Annotated in this window: 19 protein-coding genes; 10 read left to right on the top strand and 9 right to left on the bottom strand. The window is 60.3% G+C overall.

What is annotated here, in order from left to right; translation table 11 throughout:
- Positions 1-100: 100 nt before the first annotated feature.
- Together GT571_RS06605 and GT571_RS06600 are read left to right on the top strand one after the other, a co-directional pair.
- Positions 101-481 (top strand): translation repressor RelB, encoded by a 381-nt coding sequence (locus tag GT571_RS06605; RefSeq protein WP_161156195.1) that lies wholly within the window; start codon positions 101-103, stop codon positions 479-481.
- Positions 474-968: a PIN domain-containing protein gene (locus GT571_RS06600; protein WP_161156193.1), complete on the top strand. Its 495-nt coding sequence runs from the start codon at positions 474-476 to the stop codon at positions 966-968. The genes GT571_RS06605 and GT571_RS06600 overlap by 8 nt, the downstream gene beginning before the upstream one ends.
- Positions 969-1,202: 234 nt before the next feature.
- Here GT571_RS06600 and GT571_RS06595 read toward each other — a convergent pair whose 3' ends face one another.
- The 3 genes from GT571_RS06595 to GT571_RS06585 all read right to left on the bottom strand — a co-directional run bounded on the left by GT571_RS06595 (position 1,203) and on the right by GT571_RS06585 (position 3,990).
- Positions 1,203-2,138: an NAD(P)-dependent oxidoreductase gene (locus GT571_RS06595; RefSeq protein ID WP_161156191.1), complete on the bottom strand. Its 936-nt coding sequence runs from the start codon at positions 2,136-2,138 to the stop codon at positions 1,203-1,205.
- Between the two features lie 132 nt (positions 2,139-2,270).
- Positions 2,271-3,158, bottom strand: coding sequence for a type I methionyl aminopeptidase (gene map / locus GT571_RS06590; RefSeq protein ID WP_161156189.1), 888 nt, complete (start codon positions 3,156-3,158; stop codon positions 2,271-2,273).
- 55 nt (positions 3,159-3,213) lie between these two features.
- Positions 3,214-3,990, bottom strand: a complete 777-nt coding sequence (locus GT571_RS06585; RefSeq protein WP_161156187.1) for a radical SAM protein — start codon at positions 3,988-3,990, stop codon at positions 3,214-3,216.
- Between the two features lie 225 nt (positions 3,991-4,215).
- Here GT571_RS06585 and GT571_RS06580 point away from each other — a divergent pair, with 225 nt between their 5' ends.
- The 3 genes from GT571_RS06580 to GT571_RS06570 all read left to right on the top strand — a co-directional run bounded on the left by GT571_RS06580 (position 4,216) and on the right by GT571_RS06570 (position 7,487).
- Positions 4,216-5,013 (top strand): alpha/beta fold hydrolase, encoded by a 798-nt coding sequence (locus GT571_RS06580; protein ID WP_161156184.1) that lies wholly within the window; start codon positions 4,216-4,218, stop codon positions 5,011-5,013.
- Between the two features lie 212 nt (positions 5,014-5,225).
- The gene (locus tag GT571_RS06575; protein ID WP_161156182.1) at positions 5,226-7,106 is read left to right on the top strand and encodes a diguanylate cyclase; all 1,881 of its coding nucleotides are present in this window, start codon (positions 5,226-5,228) and stop codon (positions 7,104-7,106) included.
- Between the two features lie 24 nt (positions 7,107-7,130).
- A complete protein-coding gene (locus GT571_RS06570) occupies positions 7,131-7,487 on the top strand; it encodes an Hpt domain-containing protein (protein ID WP_161156180.1) in 357 nt (118 codons plus the stop codon).
- A gap of 105 nt (positions 7,488-7,592) precedes the next feature.
- Here the strand turns inward: GT571_RS06570 and GT571_RS06565 are convergent, their stop codons facing one another.
- The 6 genes from GT571_RS06565 to GT571_RS06540 all read right to left on the bottom strand — a co-directional run bounded on the left by GT571_RS06565 (position 7,593) and on the right by GT571_RS06540 (position 14,156).
- The gene (locus GT571_RS06565) at positions 7,593-8,402 is read right to left on the bottom strand and encodes a gamma-glutamyl-gamma-aminobutyrate hydrolase family protein (protein ID WP_161156178.1); all 810 of its coding nucleotides are present in this window, start codon (positions 8,400-8,402) and stop codon (positions 7,593-7,595) included.
- Between the two features lie 90 nt (positions 8,403-8,492).
- Positions 8,493-9,257 (bottom strand): amino acid ABC transporter ATP-binding protein, encoded by a 765-nt coding sequence (locus GT571_RS06560; RefSeq protein WP_117629932.1) that lies wholly within the window; start codon positions 9,255-9,257, stop codon positions 8,493-8,495.
- Between the two features lie 37 nt (positions 9,258-9,294).
- Complete coding sequence (locus tag GT571_RS06555) at positions 9,295-10,128, bottom strand: amino acid ABC transporter permease (protein WP_161156176.1); 834 nt, start codon at positions 10,126-10,128, stop codon at positions 9,295-9,297.
- A complete protein-coding gene (locus GT571_RS06550) occupies positions 10,125-10,784 on the bottom strand; it encodes an amino acid ABC transporter permease (RefSeq protein ID WP_022094657.1) in 660 nt (219 codons plus the stop codon). The genes GT571_RS06555 and GT571_RS06550 overlap by 4 nt, the downstream gene beginning before the upstream one ends.
- A 138-nt stretch (positions 10,785-10,922) precedes the next feature.
- Positions 10,923-11,918: a glutamate ABC transporter substrate-binding protein gene (locus GT571_RS06545; RefSeq protein ID WP_161156174.1), complete on the bottom strand. Its 996-nt coding sequence runs from the start codon at positions 11,916-11,918 to the stop codon at positions 10,923-10,925.
- 456 nt (positions 11,919-12,374) lie between these two features.
- Entirely contained in the window at positions 12,375-14,156 is a 1,782-nt protein-coding gene (locus GT571_RS06540; RefSeq protein WP_161156172.1) for a 1-deoxy-D-xylulose-5-phosphate synthase, read from the bottom strand.
- Positions 14,157-14,384: 228 nt separating this feature from the next.
- Here GT571_RS06540 and GT571_RS06535 point away from each other — a divergent pair, with 228 nt between their 5' ends.
- From GT571_RS06535 to GT571_RS06515, 5 genes are all read left to right on the top strand, one after another.
- Positions 14,385-14,942 (top strand): HD domain-containing protein, encoded by a 558-nt coding sequence (locus tag GT571_RS06535; RefSeq protein WP_161156170.1) that lies wholly within the window; start codon positions 14,385-14,387, stop codon positions 14,940-14,942.
- A 3-nt stretch (positions 14,943-14,945) separates the two neighbouring features.
- A complete protein-coding gene (locus tag GT571_RS06530) occupies positions 14,946-15,965 on the top strand; it encodes a putative ABC transporter permease (RefSeq protein ID WP_233505172.1) in 1,020 nt (339 codons plus the stop codon).
- 198 nt (positions 15,966-16,163) lie between these two features.
- The gene (locus GT571_RS06525; RefSeq protein ID WP_161156168.1) at positions 16,164-17,441 is read left to right on the top strand and encodes an ammonium transporter; all 1,278 of its coding nucleotides are present in this window, start codon (positions 16,164-16,166) and stop codon (positions 17,439-17,441) included.
- Positions 17,442-17,659: 218 nt separating this feature from the next.
- Entirely contained in the window at positions 17,660-17,998 is a 339-nt protein-coding gene (locus GT571_RS06520; RefSeq protein ID WP_099432138.1) for a P-II family nitrogen regulator, read from the top strand.
- Between the two features lie 74 nt (positions 17,999-18,072).
- Entirely contained in the window at positions 18,073-18,735 is a 663-nt protein-coding gene (locus tag GT571_RS06515; protein WP_161156166.1) for a TetR/AcrR family transcriptional regulator, read from the top strand.
- Positions 18,736-18,757 lie beyond the last annotated feature (22 nt).

The following is an 18,757-nucleotide window of genomic DNA, read 5'->3' as shown; positions in this document are numbered from 1 at the left end:
TTTTTGTGTACAGAGTACGGCTAATGCTTATAAATGCTATACATGCTTTACGTATCTACCATAGAGTTTTATGATAGTTTTGAAGTATTAAGGAGGGGTCATGACCACAACAGCCGCTCAGATCAACGTGCGCCTCGATGCCGATCTTAAAAGGAGTGGGGACGCCGCTCTCTCCAGGGCCGGTATGACGCCGAGCCAAGCGGTGCGAGCGCTCTGGCAGCTTGCAGCGTCGCTGGCCGATCGCCCCGGTGCGCTCGAGGATATCCTGCTGCCCAGTCGTGCCCGGGCGGAACAGCGCGAGCGCGAAAGGGCCGCCAAACGTAAGCTCGAGCTCATGGATCAGGGGTCGAAGCTGTTCGCTGCTGCTTGCCGTGAGTCGGGAATCGATATGGTCAAGGCTCAGCCATCGGACGACGAAGAGCTCAAACGGAATGCCTATGCGGATCGCTATGGCGAGGAGATGAGCTGGCTCTATGAGTGAGACTCCAAAGCGCATCTTGGTTGACACCAACGTGTGGTTCGATTACTTCATTCCCTCACGACGTGGTCGTTCGGTGGCGATTGAGTTTTTACGCGATGCATGCACGGCACAGGTGGATTTGCTGTATGCGGCGACATCGTCCAAAGACCTGTTCTATTTGATTTCAAGCGAACATAAGGCATGGTATCGGCGGGAGCACGGTTCGCTTTCCCAGTATGCCGCTACGGCAGCGACTTCGCTTGCATGGGATTGTCTTAGCGTGCTTTCGCAGCTTGCCACGCCAGTGCCCTGTGACCTGAGCGATATATGGATGGCGAGCAGGCAGCGTGAGCTCCATAGCGATTACGAAGACGATTTAATCATTGCGGCAGCGATACGTGCCCAAGCAGATTTACTGGTCACCAACGATGTCAAGCTTTGTTCGCATGCGCCCGTCGCAGCAATGAACGTCGAAAACGCAAGAAACTATCTAACAACGCTTAAATAGCACTAGACCCCTCTGGTCGAATAATGGTCAGCGAGAGCCCACAGGTAGGGCCGCGCCAGCAAAGCGCCGCAGGTTGAACAAAAGTCAGCGAGAGCCCGCCGTTTGAGCCAAGGTGCCGTGAAATGAAAAGGCGCTGACCTTCTGGTCGCGCCTTTGAAATTGAACGGCAGATTGGCCAAACGGCGGGCTCGCAGCGTCGAGGGGTTCCGGCGTTTGGTAAAACGCCGGAACAAATTAATGCTCGATCCAGCAGCGCAGGGTCTCGCCCGCCTGCAGGTGACGCAGGTTTTCCGCGGCGATGTCGACGACGTTGTTGAGCGTGGCGGTCAGGTGGAACCAGCCGGAGACATGCGGCGTGATGAGCATGTTGGGCGCATCCCACAGGGGGCTTGTCGCGGGCAGCGGTTCGGGGTCGGTGACGTCGACCGCGGCGCCGGCGAGATGTCCCGATTCCAGAGCGCCAACCAAGTCGTCGGCAACCACAAGATCGCCGCGGCCGCCGTTTGCAAAGAAGGCGCCCGGCTTCATCGCGGCGAAGAACTCGGCGTTCGCCAGACCGCGGGTCTCGGGTGTGCTGGGCATAAAGGATGCGACGATGTCTGCCTCGGCCAGGCGCTCGGGCAGGGCATCCATGCCGTCCATGTCCTCAAACACAATGGGGTAGACGAGCGGATGGCGCTTGATGCCGCGGACGTGTGCGCCCATGCTGCGGCAGAGCGTGGCAAAGTGGCCGCCGATATCGCCCGCGCCCAGCACCAGCACGTTGGCATTTTTGAGCGAGGTGACCGGGCCCAAGTCCTCCCAGCGATGCTCGCGCTGCAGGTCCTGGTAGCCGGGCAGGCGCTTCATCATTGACAGCACCATGGCAAATATGTGCTCGCTTACGGCCTGACCGTAGGCGCCGATCGAGCAAGACAGCTTGGCGTCAGCCGGCACGGTGCCAGCAGCAAGGTAGTCGTCATAGCCGGCGGTCTGCAACTGCAACAGCCGGAGATGCTCGCATGCCGTGAGCATGTCAGGGTCGATGTTGCCCAGGATCACGTCGGCATCGGCGACCTGCTCGCGCGTGGCGGCGTCGGCGCTCGTGTAGATAAAGTCCTCGCCCGGAGCGCTCGACTCAAGAATTGCGCGATGACGGTCGTTGACGGGCAGCAAAACCAGGATGTTCACAAGCAGTCCTCTCCGCTCGACCTACCAAAAGGGGCAGGTTAATTTTGGTAGGTTTTATCAGGCAAAACGCTATAAAAACGCCGGGCTTCGCGATGGTTAACATATCCATCGCGAAGCCCGGCGCATCTACAGCTACCAGCTCAGCAGCTCGTAGCCGCCCTCGGTCACCACGAGCTGTACCTCGCATTGGGCCGAATCGCTACCGTCCTTGGTACGCACGCACCAGCCGTCGCCCTTGCTGATCTTGATGCCGGGCGCTCCGGCGTTGACCATGGGCTCGATGGTAAAGACCATGCCCGGGGCCATGATGGTGTCCACATCGGGCGCCTCGGTGGTAAAGCCCACAAACGGGTCCTCGTGGAACTCCTTACCGATGCCGTGTCCGCCGTACTCGCGCACCACGCTAAAGCCGGCGTCCTCGACGGTCTTTTGCACTGCCTCGGCCATAACGGACAACGGCAGCCATGGCTTGACGGCCGCCAGACCCGCCTCCACGCTGGCACGGGTGACGTCGACCAGGCGCTGGCGCTCGGCAGAGACCTCGCCGATGCAGAACATGCGGCTCGAGTCGCTAAAGTAGCCGTCTAGGATCGTGGAGCAGTCCACGTTGATGATGTCGCCCTCGTGCAGCACATCCGCATCGCAGGGGATACCGTGGCAGACGACGTCGTTGATCGAGGTGCACACGCTCTTGGGATAGCCCTCGTAGTTGAGATCGGCCGGCGTGCCACCGTGCTCGACGGTGTAGTCGTAGATCATCTGGTCGATCTGGTTGGTGGTCATGCCTGCGGCGATATGCTCGCCCACATAATCGAGCACGCCCACGTTGATGGCAGCCGAGCGCTTGATGCCCTCGATATCGGCGGGAGTCTTGTAGAGCGTGCGGGGCAGAACCTCCCAGCCCTCTTCCCACAAGCGCTCGAGGCGCTCATCAAAGGCGCTATGGCATTTCTTGTATTTCTTGCCGCTGCCGCACCAGCAAGCGTCGTTGCGGCCGGGCACGGGTCCTTTGTCATACATGGCTAACTTCCTTTCGTTCGCAGCTAGTATAGCCCACCTTCAGAGCAGCTGCGCGCTAGTAGCTCACCTGGCAGGGAATGCCGAGGGCTTGGACGCGCGCGGCAATGGCGTCGAGGACGTCGGGTGCTGCCTTGACAAGGCCGGCGATCGGTGTCTCGCGCGCCACCGTGTAGATGGTCGCCTCCTGCGGGCGAATGCGTTCGAGCGCCGCGAGCCAAGGGCCAACGTACTCCTCGCCGGTGTTATCGAGAGACTTGCCCCGGTACTCACCGCTCAAAAACATCGTCTGGATAATGACGTGACCGTTAAAGCTCGCGAACGTTTCGATCTGGTGCTCTACATCGTAGGGGCCAACGGGCTGGTCGAGCAGCTGGATAAACGCCGGGTCGACGGTATCGAGCTTAAGAATGTTGTCGTCGACCATCATGAGCGCGTCGTGCACCTCGGGGCGGTCGGCGCGTGTGCCGTTGGAGAGCACGGCGATCTTGGAGTTTGGGGCAAGCTTGTCGCGCAGCGCGACGGCGCCGGCGATGGCCTGCGGAAATTCCGGCGCGGCGGTGGGCTCGCCATTGCCTGCGAAGGTGATCACATCGGGGAGCTCGCCCTCGGCTGCCATCTCACGCAGCTTTGCCTCGAGCGCGTCGAGCACCACGGCGGCCGTGTTGTACGGCTCATGGCAGGGGCGTTCGGCGTTGAGGCCGTTTTCGCAGTAAATGCAGTCGAACGTGCAGATTTTGCCGCTGGCCGGCATCATGTTGACGCCGAGCGAGAGACCAAGGCGACGGCTGCGAACGGGCCCAAAGATGGGGCTGGCATTCAAAAACGTAGACATAGGCATATGCTCCTCAAGACAATTGTGCCTAAGCATAGCATCGGCTCCAAAGCAAGGTGCGGGCTCTTGCTTTACTAGTTTCGTTTTTTCACGTCGCTCATGATGCCGTGCCATGAAAAGCCTCGGGTCGGGTACAGTTAATCTGTTAACAAGGCGTAAGGCAATGCGGGTCCATCCAACCGTACTGACGTGCAACTGGATGGGCATTGATGATGGGGGCACAACATGGATTTTACGGTCGAGAATGCGGGCACCACGATTGCCTGTCGCGAATATGCCGGCCCGGATGTGTCGCCTGATACTCCTGCTTTGGTGTGCGTGCACGGCGCTTGTGTCGACGGCACATTTTTCGACGGCATCGCTTGTGAGCTCAGCCGCAACTACCGCGTAATTGCCTACGACCGCCGCGGTTGCGGCGAGAGCGGCGACGCTGCGGACGGACGCTACGATCTCGCCGCCCAGGCCGCCGACCTGCAGGCCGTTATCGAGCATATTGGCGCTCCGACAAACGTGCTCGCGCACAGTGCCGGTACGTTGGTGACCCTGGAGCTTCTCCGTGCAAACCCCGTCATAATTTCGCGTGCGATCCTGCATGAACCCGCCGTGACAAACGAGGGCGCCGGTTTGGGCGCGGCCCCGGTTTTGCTCGAGATGATCGCTGCGGGAAAGGTCTCCAGGGCATTACGGGCCTTCCTGGGCGCTATCGGCGATTCGGACCCTGAGGCCCCCAAGACAACCGAGGCAGAAGCCAAACATGCCCTGCGCAACGGCCGCAGCTTCATGGCAAACGAATACGGGATTACTATGACCTGCGTTCCCGATTGGGATAGCGTCCGTGCGTCGAAAACGGTGGCCGCCGTGCTCCTGGGCGAGCTCTCGATTGGCACGCCTCGCGAGGCGGGCACGAGGGTGGCGGCTGAGCTTTTGGACTGTCCGCTCGTAACGGTTCCCGGCGCGCACAACGGCCTACGCGATCGCCCGGCAGCGGCTGCCCGGGCTGTTCGTGACATTCTGGGGTTCTAGCACCCGCAAATAGCCAAAGCAGGCTTCATCCGCAAACGTTTCGGCCGTGTTAACAAATGTGCTCAAAACCTCACGTCTGCGGCTTCAATCGTGCCGTCTGCCAACTCATAAAAATGTAGCAGCATTCACGTGCTTACCTTCATCGGCAAGGTGCTACCCTTGTAACATTTGGAACCCACCGCTACCATGCGAAACTATCGAAAGGGCCCCATATGCTCAATAATCACGAGGTCAATCTAACCGACGAGGAGGCTGCCGCCGAGGTTGCCCGTGTCGCGAAGACCTACCCCGTGGTGCGTTTGCTGTCGGCCGATCAGATTAAGAGCGAGCCTAACTGTCTGCTCGCCGGCGATCGCTGCCCTTGTCTGCGTCAGTCGAGTCTTGAGGCCTTGGCAGACTCCGATGAGGTGTCGGAGCAACTGCTCAACGATGGTACTGAGTACCGCGCTCGCCTGCGCCCTCTGAAGGTCGAGGGCGAGCCTCACGTCCTGCTGATGGTGCGTCCAATCGATGAGCAAGAGGCTGCAGAAGAGGACCTTGTCTACACCGACGTGCTGACAAGTGTGCGCAATCGCCGATATTACGAGGAAAAGCTCCGTAGCGCCCGCATGAAGGCCGGCGTGGCGGTGATCGACCTTGATGATTTTAGGGTCTTCAACGATACGTGTGGCCGTCATGCCGGCGACCTTGCGCTCGGTGCTGTGGCGACAGCCATACGCAGCAGCATTCGTTCGACTGACGAGCTTGTGCGCTATGGCTGCGACAAGTTTGTGGTCGTCATGCCCAATATTCCCTCCGATGACTTTACCCGTCGTCTGCATCAGGTATCCGATGCCGTTCATTCCACGATTATTCCGGGCCATGAGTACGTGAGCTTGACGGCATGTGTTGGTGGCGTTCGCATTCATGGCGAGACAGTCGATGAGGGCGTTGGCCGCGCTGTCCAGTTACTGAGCCGTGCTAAGGCAAAAGCCGGTACGGTCGTGACCGATGCCGATTCCATCGAGGCCTTCCAAAACGAAAAGCCTTCGGTGCTTATTGTTGATGACTCCGAGATGAACCGAGCCATTCTCAACGAGATGCTCAAGGACGAGTATTGCATCCTCGAGGCCGATAACGGTCGTACGGCGCTCGACATGGTCGACCGCCATGGCGATGAGTTGTCACTCGTGCTGCTGGACATTGTGATGCCGGGCATAAGCGGCTTTGAGGTGCTGGCCGATTTGTCGCGCCGATCGGGTATCGACAATCTGCCTGTCATCATGATCTCGAGCGAAGATTCCGACGATATGGTTCTGCGCGCGTACGAGCTGGGTGCCTCGGACTATATCAACCGCCCGTTTGACTCCCGTGTCGTGCGCCGCCGCGTAAACAACACCATCCGCCTGTACGCCAAACAGCGCCGCCTGACGAGCCTGCTGTCCCAGCAGTACAACGAGCGCGTCAAGAACAGTCGCATGCTCATCGACATCATGGCCGGCGTCATGGAGCTTCGCAATGGCGAGAGCGGCAGGCACGTTACGAACATCGAGAAGCTGACCGAGCTGCTGCTTGGCTGTCTGGTCCAGCGTAGCGACACCATCTCCCTCGACAATGAGGAGCGCTCCACGATTGCCCTGGCTTCGGCGCTGCACGATATCGGCAAGATGTCGATTGATGATGCGATTCTCAACAAACCCGGGCGCCTTACGCCCGAGGAGTTCGAGATTATGAAGACGCATACTACGATCGGCGCCGACATGTTGCTTGAGCTGGGCCGCCATCACGTCGGTAATGCGCTTATGGAATATGCGTACCAGATTGCGCGTTGGCATCACGAGCGCTGGGACGGCAGGGGTTATCCCGATGGCCTTAAGGGCGACGAGATTCCCATTGCCGCTCAGGTGGTTTCGGTGGCTGACGTGTACGATGCGCTGACGAGCGTGCGCGTATACAAAGACGCTATCCCGCACGAGGAGGCGATCCAGATGATTCTGGACGGTAAGTGCGGTACCTTTAACCCGCTGCTGCTCGATTGCCTGCTCGAGGTGCAAGACCAAATTGCCGAGACGTTGGCACGCCCCGCTGACGTCGTTGCGTTTCCCACGATTTAGTTTGACCAAAGGAGTTTTTAACCCATGATTTCCATGCGTGAGGCGTATGAGAAGATTGGCGCCAATTATGATGACGCGTGCGCTCGGCTGATGGGCGAGGAAATGCTTGCCCGCTTTGCCCTCAAGTTTTTGGATGACGAGAGCATGGACAAGCTGGAGGCTGCCATGGCGGCGGGAGATGCCGAGAGCGCGTTTATGGCAGTGCATACGCTCAAAGGCGTGAGCCAGAACCTGGGATTCGATAATCTGTACGAGCCGGCGGTCTTGGTGACCGAGGCGCTGCGCGGCGCCGATGCCGTTGACGGCGCTCGTGAGGGAATGCATGCGCTGCAGCAGCAATATGCGGCCACGATGTCGGCCCTGCGCGAGGCGGCTGAATAAGGGCTCGCGAGCCTTGGGCTGTGTGCCGGCAGCATATAGGTAATAGGGCGCCCCGTCGGACCATGTGGCCGGCGGGGCGCCCTTATCTGTTGTGCGGTTCGCGAGCTAGCGGGCCTGCTTTACCTTGGTCGCTGCCTCGACAAACGACTTCCACAGGTTAAAGTCGGTCTCGAGCGTCTTCCACGTATACTCAGGGTGCCATTGCACGCCCAGGCAGAAAGGCTGGCCTTCGACTTCGATGCACTCGGGAACGCCGTCGGTTGCCTTGGCGACCAAGCGCGTGCTCTTACCCAGACGGTCGACGCAGCAGTGATGTGCCGAGTTAGTCTGGATCAGCCTGTGTCCGCCAACCGCGCGGTCGAGCAGCGAGCCCGGCACGACCTCGACGGGATGCACGGGGTCGTTGAGCACGTGGGTATGGCGCCACTGCGTGCGGCCCTCGCGAGCGCCCAGGCTCGGCACGTCCATGCACAGGGTGCCGCCAGTGGCGACGTTGAGCAACTGCGTGCCACGGCAGGTGGTAAAGAGCGGCTTTTTGGCGCGGAGCACTTCGCCGACCAGCTTAAACTCAAAGCTATCGCGGATCTCGCAGCAGAGGGTGGGGTCGTAGGGTCGATCATCGCCCCAGCGTTTGGGGTTGACATCCGGGCCGCCGGGAATAGCGATACCGTCGGCGATATCGACGTAATGGCGGATGACCTCAATGTCCTCGGTGATGGACATCTGCAGCGGCAGGCCGCCGGCGGCAAGGATGGCATCGACAAAGACACTTGCGATTTCCTCGTTGGGGGAGAGCGTCTCGCTTAAAAACGGCTTCGCCTCTTCCCAACGCGGCGCGACGAGGATGAGCGGGCGGTCGGCGGGATCGACGTCGACGTGCGGGGTGTATGACGATGAAGTGCGAGTTCCGATCATAGGTGTTGCTTTCGAATCTAAAGGTGACAGGGCGCATGAGAGACGTCGTAGGACAACACTTTCAATGGATTTGTCCCACGGGGTGGCTGGCTAGTGGCCCTTGATGGAGTTGAGGAAGTCCTGGGCGCGCTTGGTCTGGGGGTGGTCGAAGAACCCGTCGGGCGTGCCGGTTTCCACGATCTGGCCATCGGCCATAAACACGACACGGTCGGCCACGCGGCGGGCAAAGTTCATCTCGTGCGTAATGACGATCATCGTCATGCCCTGCTGCGCCAAGCGCACCATGACCTCGAGCACCTCATTGATCATCTCGGGGTCAAGGGCACTCGTGGGCTCATCGAAGAGCATGGCCTTGGGCTGCATGGCAAGAGAACGGGCGATGGCCACGCGCTGCTGCTGGCCGCCCGAAAGCTGTGCGGGTACCTTGTCGGCCTGCTCGGCCACGCCCACGCGGCTCAGCAGGTCCATGGCGCGCTCACGAGCCTCCTCCTTGGACACGCCCAGCACATCGACCGGTCCCAGCATGACGTTCTGCAGTACCGTCATATGTGCAAACAGGTTGAACTGTTGGAACACCATGCCCAGCTCGGCACGCATGCGGGCAAGGTCTTTGCCTTCCTGCGGCAAGGGCTCGCCCTCGATGAGGATCTCGCCCGAGTCGATGGTTTCCAGGCGATTGATGGTGCGGCACATGGTCGACTTGCCCGAGCCCGAGGGGCCGATCACCACGACGACTTCGCCGCGGTCGACCGAGAGATTGATGTCGTTGAGAACGTGCAGGTCGCCGTAGTGCTTATCGACGTGCCTGAGCTCGATCAGCGGCTGATTGCCGGTGGAAGAGGTGCTCTGTGCCATGGTGCTCGGCTCCTTATGACTCGAAATGGTAAAAGCGTTAGCGGATGATCGTCGCGCCGGTCTTGTGCGAAACGTAGACAGCGGCCTTGTTGATCGCGACGTTGATGAGGATGTAGATGACCGCGATAACCAGGTAAACCGACACGAGGGCGTCGTAGTTGGTAATGAGCACGCGGGCATTTTGCATGAGGTCGGGGTAGCTCACCACGTAGGCGACGGTGGTGTCTTTGACTACGACCACGAGCTGCGAAATCAACGACGGAATGATAAACCGAATCGCCTGGGGCAATACGATTTTAAAGGTGATTTTGGCCTTGGAGAGACCGAGCGCCTGGGCTGCCTCGACCTGACCACGCGGCACGGCGTTGACGCCTGCGCGGAAGATCTCGGCAAGTACGCCGGCTGCGGCGAGCGCGACGGGAAGCGTGAGCATCCAAAACGACGGCAGTGAAATCTTGTACTGAGGCAGCACCAAAAAGAAGAAGTAGATGAACAGCAGGCTCGGCACGCCACGGAAGAAATCGGTGAGCACGCGGCAGACCAGCTGCAGCGGCTTGATGTTGCTGGTACGGCCGAGCATGAGGGCTAAGCCCAGTACCAGCGCGATGGCGCCGGCGGTGAGCGCGACCTTTACCGTGCCCTCAAAACCGGCAAGCAGGAACTTCCAGGTGGTGAGGTGCGTAAAGAAGTACCAGTAATGGACCGAAAGCTGGCCGGTCACATAAAAGCGCTGCAGTACCAGAGCGATGAGCGCGGCCACGGCAACAAGTGAGATGGCGGTGCCGACGCGAATCTTGGCGCGCATCTTGGGGCCGGGAGCCTCGTAGAGCGCATCGCGCATGGTGAGCGCGGAGGTGGAGTGCTTGCTCATCGGAGGATCCTCACCTTCTTATCGATATAGTTGCCAATGTGGCTCACCACAAAGGCCGTGCCCAGGTAGCCGAGCGCCGAGATAAAGAACGCGGCGACGCCGCCGAGCGAGCGCGTGTTGATGTAGCTCACCACGCCGGTGAGCTCCTGCGGTTTAAGCGGCACCTGACTGCCGAGCGCGGTGGTGAGCATGACGGCGATAAAGAGGTTGGTCATGGGCAGCACGCTCGAGCGCAGCGCCTGCGGAATCACGATCTTGGCGAGGATACGGCTGAAGCTCATGCCCAGCGAGCGGGCGGCTTCCACCTGGCCGACACCGACGGTGTTGATGCCGCTCATAAAGTTCTCGGAGCCAAAGGCAGAACCCAAGAGCACTGTGGCGACGATGACGCAGGTGCGGTAGGGCAGGACGACCTTGAGCGGCGGCAGCGCGTAGACGACGATAATGAGCAGCGCGATGCCGGGGATGTTACGGAAGACCTGGACATACAGGTCGCCAAAGACGCGCAGCGGCTTGAGCGGCGACACGCGCATCACGGTGACGGCGACGGCCAGCACCATGGCGATGGCAAACGACTCAAGCGTCATGCCCCAGGTTGCTAGCAGCGCGTCGATATAGTTCTGGCCATAGAGCGACCAGAGCTCGGAGAGACTCATGCGGACCTCCCGCCGGTAAGGAAAGGGGCTCCCGTGTGTACGGAAGCCCCGACAACTCAGTGAGGAAACAGTTTAGCGCAATAAAGCGCATCGTGCGTTTCCGTATGGTTTCGTAGCGGCCGTTACTAGGCTCGCTGCCTAGGCGCCGATCTCGGGCAGCTCGGGAACATTGGTGTCGCCCGTACGGTCGCCAATGCAGATCTGCCACAGCTCGGTCCAGGTGCCGTCATCCTCGATCTTCTTAAGGAAGTCGTTGACAAAGGCGACACCGTCGGAATCGAGCGGCAGGCCGATGCCGTAGGGCTCCTTGCTGCCGAAGGGCTTGCCGGCAATCTTGTACTTGCCGGGCTCGCGGACCAGGGCGCTCTGCTGCATGTTGTTGTCGATGACGTAGGCGTCAACGCGTCCCTGCTGAAGTGCCTGGCGGGCCTCCTCGTCGGTCTTGAACTCCTGCTGGCTGGCCTTGGGAGCGAACTCCTCCAGGATGGCGGGGCCGTTGGAGCCGGACTGGACGGCGACGTTCTTGTCGGCCAGGTCGTCGACGCTCTTGATGTCGTCGTTATCGGCAAGCACCAGGATGGCCTGCTGCGTGTAGTAGTAGGGACCGGCAAAGGAGACAAGCTTCTTGCGCTCGTCGGTGATGGTGTAGGTGGCAAAGACAGCGTCGACCTGGCCGTTCTGCAGGACGGACTCGCGCGTGTCCGAGGTCACCTGGGTGATCTCGACCTTGTTCTCGCCTAGGATGTAGTTGGACAGAAGCTGCGCGATGCCGGCATCGAAGCCACGGGTCTGACCGTCTTTCTCGTTGAGGAGGGAGAAGAGCGTGGAGGTCTGAACGCCACCGATCTTAAAGACGCCGGCGTCCTTGACGGCCGTGGCCCAGGTGCTGGCGGCGATGACATCGTCATCGGCCTTGGGGCCGTTGTCGACGAGCTTGTCGAATGCCTTGGCGTCGAGCGTGGTGGAAGCCTCGGTATCTTCGGAGCTCTTGGAGGAGCCAGCGGCGGAACCCTTGTCAGCCTCGGCGCTGGTGTCAGAGCAGCCGGCAAGACCAAGGCCGGCGACGGTTGCGAAGGTGGCGGCAACGAAGCCGCGGCGGTCGAGAACGACCTGCTGGGAGAGGTTCTTGCTCATAGGAGAACACCTTTCTCAATAAAATCCCTAGCGGTTGAGTAGAGTTATACCCCATCCCGCTCAAATGGGTCAACACGAAATAACTCAGAAACATACTTACCTTATGGGTAATTCTTCCTACCAAAAAGGGACAGGCACCTTTGTGGTGGTTCTTGCAGATGTGGTGGCCTGTCTCGCTGCTTTGTCTCAATCTGTAACAGTTAGACGAGGAAATGGGTTCTACCTGTTACAGATCGAGATTTTCTCTTTAGGGGAATTCGAATGTCTCAATCTGTAACATCTGGACGGCCAGAAGGTCTCTATCTGTTACAGATTGAGACAAAGGTCAGGGACTAAGACGTCTTTTCTAGATCTGTAACAGTTAGACGGGAATTCGGGCCATAGATGTTACAGATTGAGATAATCGCGTCGCGAAAATAAAAACCTCCGCATGGGTGCTTCCCTTGCGGAGGTTTTTTACTCGTTGAGTAGCCTTACGGCCTCGGCGGCCATGTTCTCGACCGTCATGCCGTTCTGAGCGAGCAGCTCGTTGGGGTCGTAGCGGTCGGGGAAGCCCTTGGCGATGCCGAAGGTGCGCGTGCGCACGGGCGTGCAGGCCAAGTAGCACGCGACGCGTTCGCCCCAACCGCCGTCCAAGATGCCGTCCTCGAGGGTGACGACAACGCGATGCTTGGCGGCAAGGCTGTCGAGGAACTCGCGGTCAAGCTCGGTTGCAAAGCGAGGGTTGACGAGCGTGGCCTCGATACCGTATTCGGCTGCCAAGCGGTTTGCCACACGCTCGCCCAGCTCAAAGAAATCGCCGAGCGCGAGCACGGCCACGTCGCGGCCTTGGCGCACCACGTTGTAGCGCGCGACACCGTAATCGGCGTCCTCGGCAGGCGCCAAGTCGGGGCGGCTTACCAGGCCAATGCCGGGCACGCGAATCGCCACAGGATGCTCGCGGTGATCGAGCGACCAGCTCAGCATGGACAGATATTCCTCCATGCAGGCCGGCGCCAAGTAGTGCATGTTGGGAAGACCGCCCAGCATGGAAATATCAAAGAACGAGAGATGCGTCTCGGATGTGGTGCCAAAGATCGACGCGCCAAATACCAGGATGGTTGCGGGGGCGTCGTTGAGGCACAGGTCGTGCCACAGCTCGTCGTAGGCGCGCTGCAAAAACGTGCCGTACACACCAAAGACTGGCTTGGCGCCCGAGCGCGCAAGCGCGGTGGCAAAGGTCACGGCGTGCTCCTCGGCAATGCCCACGTCAACAAACTGCTTGCCTGCCGCGGCGCGAAGCTCGGGTGTAAAGCCCATGATGTAGGGCGTGGCGGCCGTGATGCCCACGACCTGCGGATCGTGCTCGATGGCGGCGCTGAGCGCCTCGCCCGTAATGTCGGCATAGGTGCGCGGCGCAGGCTCGCTCGGATGGCCCGGGCAGAGCTTGCGCCCGGTCGCCATGTCAAACGGACCCACGTGGTGCCAGCGCTCGGGGTCGCTCTGGGCCGGCTCAAAGCCCTTGCCCTTTGCGGTGGAGACGTGCAGCACGATGGGATGATCGATATCGCGCAGCTCCTGCAGCGCGTCGACCAGGGCCAACACATCGTTGCCGGCGTCCAGATAGCGGTAGTCGAGTCCCATCGCGCGGAAAACGTTGCGCTCGCAGGTGCCGTTGCTGGCGCGCAGCTCGGCCAGATTGCGATACAGGCCACCGTGGTTTTCGGCGATGGACTGGTCGTTGTCATTGACGATGATGATCAGGTTGCTGTCGAGATCGGCGGCGTTGTTGAAGCCCTCAAACGCCAGACCGCCCGAAAGCGAACCGTCGCCAATGATGGTAATGACGTTGTAGCTGTCGCCCGCCAGATCACGGGCGTGTGCCAAGCCGCAGCCCAAGCTCACCGATGTGGAGGTGTGGCCCATGGCGAACAGGTCGTGCTCGGACTCGTCGGGATTGGCAAAGCCAGAAGCCTCACCATAACGCTCCGGATCGATATAGGTGTACGCGCGCCCAGTCAGCGCCTTGTGGGCATAGGTCTGGTGTGACACGTCAAAGACAATTTTGTCGGTGGGGGAGTTAAACACGCGATGGAGCGCGACCGTAAGCTCAACGACGCCCAGGTTGGGGGCAACGTGCCCGCCGACGGCGGCGGAGCTTTCGAGGATGGCGTGGCGGATCTCGCCGCAGAGCAGCGGAAGCTCGGCGCGATCGAGAGCCTTGACGTCCTCGGGCGTTGTCGTTTGCGTAAGCAGCATCGTTGTGGGTTACTCCATGCGAATCGTGCGCCGGCACTCCCTCGGCCGGCACAATTGCACAAGACAGTCTCGCACATTTTGGCGTTTGATATGTGACGGCGGCGCGGTAATTCGCCAACTGGTGGGGCAAAACGTTTTGTCCGATGCCATACTGGTAGATTCGATGATGATTTTATTCATTGCGTGCAGGCCGCGGCTTGCCGCCGAGCGCCGCCGGAAGGAGGCCGCATGTCCGATACCATTCGTGCCGAGAAAATCGCGCGCGAGGTCGACGATGCCGCCCGTCAGCTTGCCCAGGCGGGCCGCTTGGACCTGATGCATGAGTTTATCCAACATGGCGATGTGACGGTTTATGCACATGTGACCTCGGTGGCGCGGGCAAGTCTGTCCTTTGCCGAGCGCCTGGGCCGCGTCGGTATCTCCGTCGACCGCTTGTCGCTGCTGCGCGGGGCCCTGCTGCACGATTACTTTCTCTATGACTGGCACGATCCCGACCCAAGCCATCGACTGCATGGCTTTCGTCACCCGTTTTTTGCCCTGGCGCGTGCGGAGGAAGATTTTGAGCTGACGTCGCGCGAGCGGAATATTATCGTGCGGCATATGTTTCCGCTGGTACCGGTGCCGCCGACGTGTCGCGAGGCATGGATTGTGTGCTTGGCCGATAAATGGTGCGCATTGCGCGAGACGGTTGCCGGTCGTCTGCCACGCAAAGGCGGCGCGAACGATTTGAACGAGGGCTCGAGTGACGGCTCGAGCAAAGAATCGAACGAAAAGAGGAGTGGGTAGACGGTGGGAACCGCGATCGACATGGCATTTGACGGCGCGACGCTTGCTGCCTGTCCGCTCTCGGCGCTGGTACTCTCGTTTGCCTTCTACGGTTTTTGCGGCTGGGTATGGGAGTCGACGGTTTGCGCCATGCTCAACCACGGACGCTTTGCCAACAGCGGCTTTTTGCTAGGGCCGTGTTGTCCCATCTACGGTGCGGGCGGCATCGCGTGCTGGTTGCTGCTGCGTGGAATCCCAGACGCCTCGAGCCAGTTTGTCGCTGCCGCGCTCGTATGCAGCGTGATCGAATATAGCGTGGGCGTGCTGTTGGAAAAAACGACGGGTGCCCGGTTTTGGGATTACTCGCATCTGCCGTTTAACCTGCACGGACGCATCTGCCTGTACTGGGCCTGCGCGTTTGGCTTGGGTGCGTTGTGTATTTGCCGTTTAGTGGAGCCGGCATTGCTGGGGCTGCTTGGCCATCTGCCGGTGCTGATTGTGCGGCTGTCCGCCTTTATCGTCGCGGTCGCGATGATGGTCGATGCGGTGTGCTCGTTGGCCAGCTGGCGCCGCCTGTCCGATCAGCTTGAGCGTGTGCGTGCCGACCTTGCCGACCGCATCAATGAGTCGCTTGCCGACGCCTCCGACTCTATGCTCGAACGTATTCCCGATTCGGCGATCGACTCGGTGGCGCAGACGCATATCCGCGGTCGCGCCGTTAACGCTTGGCTGGCCGAGCTGGGCGACGCGGCGCTCGATGCCCTGCGCGAGAAGGCTTCGATGCCGACGTTTATCTCGGATGGTGCTCGCGGCCTGGCGCTCGCTGCCCGCCGCGTTGCCGATGTCGCGCCGAGCATGCCGCGTCCGTCGCTCAGTCGTCGCCTTGCCGGCAAGCGCATGAGCCGTCCGGTGCCGAGTGTGTCGCTCAGCCGTCGTGACCTGCGCTTCTTTAACGCCTTCCCGCGTCTGCGCATCAATCGCTACGAGGGCGTCATCCGAGCTACCGACCTCCGCGACCGAGCCCGCGAGCTGTTCCGGCGCTAGCCAGAGCGGAGCCAAGCGCGCCCTTCTCGTTCGCACGTTTCCCGTTCGTTTCGCGCCCGTTGCCGTGCCGTTTCCAAGATTGCGGCACCGTTTCCATTCGACAACGCAGCGTTTAACAACGCCGTATCTGGTCTACACCAGTTGGCCCTCGGCCGCATCATGAGCGCCGACAACGTTCATGCGACCAAGGGGGAGCGAATGTACGATACGGGATCGACAACGTTTATGCTCATCTGCACCATGCTCGTGTTTTTAATGACACCGGGTCTGGCGTTTTTCTATGGCGGCCTGTCCAGGCGCAAAAATGTCATCAACACCATGCTTATGTGCTTTGGCGCCATTGGCCTGGTTGGTGTGCTGTGGATTGTTGCCGGCTGGTCGCTGGCCTACGGTGGCGACGGTTCTAACCCGTTTATTGGCGGCTTTGACCAGCTGCTGTGCCTGCCGGTGCTCAACCAGGTGCTGCAGGCGGCCGAGGGCAATGCTGCGGATGGTGCCGTCTACCCTCAGATCATCAACATCGCCTTCCAGATGGCGTTTGCCATGATCACCGCCGCTATCGTTACGGGCAGTCTGGCAGGCCGCGTTAAGTTTGGTGCCATGACGGCCTTCCTGGGCATTTGGCTGCTCGTGGTCTATGCGCCGCTCGCCCACATGGTTTGGGGCGGCGATGGTTCCTTTATCGGCGACATCATCGGCGCGCTCGACTTTGCCGGCGGCGACGTGGTACACATTTCGTCCGGTCTCACGGGCCTGATTCTCTGCTTAATGCTCGGCCGTCGTCGCGGCTTTGGCATGATGAGCTACCGTCCGCATAACGTGCCGTTTGTGGCGCTGGGCGCCGGCCTGCTTTGGTTTGGCTGGTTTGGCTTTAACGGCGGCAGCGAGTTTAAGGCCGACGCCGCGGCGGCGCTCGCCATCCTCAACACCGTGACGGCCAGCGCGGCGGGCATGGTCTCGTGGCTTGCCGTCGAGCGCGTGCACACCGGTCGCCCCACGCTGGTGGGTGCCAGCACCGGTCTGGTTGCGGGCCTTGTGGTGGTCACGCCGGGTGCGGGCTTTGTCGAGCCGTGGGCAGCGCTGGTCATGGGCCTGATCGTCTCGCCCGTCTGTTACCTGGCCATCAGCCATCTTAAGACCAAGTTTGGCTACGACGATGCGCTCGACGCGTTCGGTTGCCACGGTATCGGCGGCATCTTGGGCGGTGTGCTCACGGGCCTGTTCTGCGTGCCGGAGCTCTCGTGGACCGGTAAGGGCGGCCTGTTCTACACGGGTGACATGTCGCTGCTCATCTCGCAAATCCTGGGCATTGTGGTGACGGTCGCTATTGTGCTGGTGCTCGACTTGGTGATTGCCGCGGTGGTCAAGGCGCTGTTCCGCGGCAGCCTGCGCGTGGACGAGGCCGATGAGGCGCTGGGCTTGGATGCGAGTCAGCACGGCGAGAGCGCTTATCCCTCGTTCTCCGGACTCGATTAGCAGCACGGCTTTCCCAGGCACCCGACCTTGCCCCTCAAACCGTCGCTTGCGTACCGAAGTACGCTTCGCTCCTCTTTCACGGCAATCTGCGGCACTTGGGAAACCTGCTAAGACCAGTCAGTTGAACTTATTGATCTCTGAGGTTGGTTTGCGGCACCTGGAAAACCCGTGCCATGTGAAGGGCAATTCATTTCTTTTATTGAAGAGAGGAATTCACTATGAAGAAAATTACGGCTATCGTGCGCCAGGAGAAGCTTGAGGTTCTCAAAGACGCGCTGTTTGCTGCCGATGTTCGCGGTATGACGATTAACCAGGTGCAGGGCTGCGGCGCACAGCATGGCTGGAAGGAATACGTGCGCGGCAACGAACTGCTCGTCAATACCATCCCCAAGGTGCAGTTCACCCTCATCTGCGCTGATGAGCACGTTGACGGAATTGTCGACATCATCTGCAATGCCGCCCGCACCGGTGCCGTTGGAGACGGCAAGATTTGGGTCGAGCCGGTCGAAGAAGTCATCCGCATTCGCACCGGCGAACACGGCCCGGCCGCGGTGTAGAATCGACCGTCTGCCATCCGCAACGTTAAAATGCTGCAATGAGGCACAAGACTTGCGTTGCGGATGGGCGGATTATGGGTCGCAATAAATATCCCGAGGAGACGGTCGCGAAGATTCTCGACGCGGCACTGGAACTATTCTGCGCACAGGGTTATGAGGGGACGAGTATTCAAGATATCGTTGACCGTCTCGACGGCATGACCAAGGGCGCTGTCTATCATCACTTCAAGAGCAAAGAAGAGATTTTCAACGCCGCGTTTGATCGGGCGATGACTCCGATTGTTGAGCACCGCCGCTCGATGCTTGGCGTCGGTAATATGACCGGAGCCCAAAAGCTCAAGCGACTGTACGCTCCCGAGTCCGTTGTTCCACAAATTGAGCTATGGGCACGTATGCGTCCTGCAGCAGATCCGGTAAAAAGCTCGCGCCTACTGGCGATGCAGTACCAGGGCTCGTTTGACGAGTCAGCCGATGGCTGTCTCTTGCCAGTGATCGAGGAGGGCATCGCCGACGGCTCCATTGCGTGCGAATGCCCGCGCGAAGCGGCGGAGGCCGTATCGTTGCTAGCGAATCTCTGGCTGCTGCCGCTGTTCCGTCCGCTCGAGCCCAAGGAGCGAATGCTCGCTCGCGCACAATGTTTGGCGCAGATGGCTGCCGCGGTGGGACTCGATTTGGGGGAAGAAGTGCTTCAGACAACGGCGCAGATTTGGGACGTATGGGACCGCGCCGGGTGGTAATATAGATACCAACGGTATGTAA

The sequence above is a fragment of the Collinsella aerofaciens genome (assembly GCF_009876115.1).
Classification (GTDB): domain Bacteria; phylum Actinomycetota; class Coriobacteriia; order Coriobacteriales; family Coriobacteriaceae; genus Collinsella; species Collinsella aerofaciens_N.
Note: the sequence above shows the minus strand (reverse complement) of the source record. Positions and strands in the feature narration are given on the sequence as shown.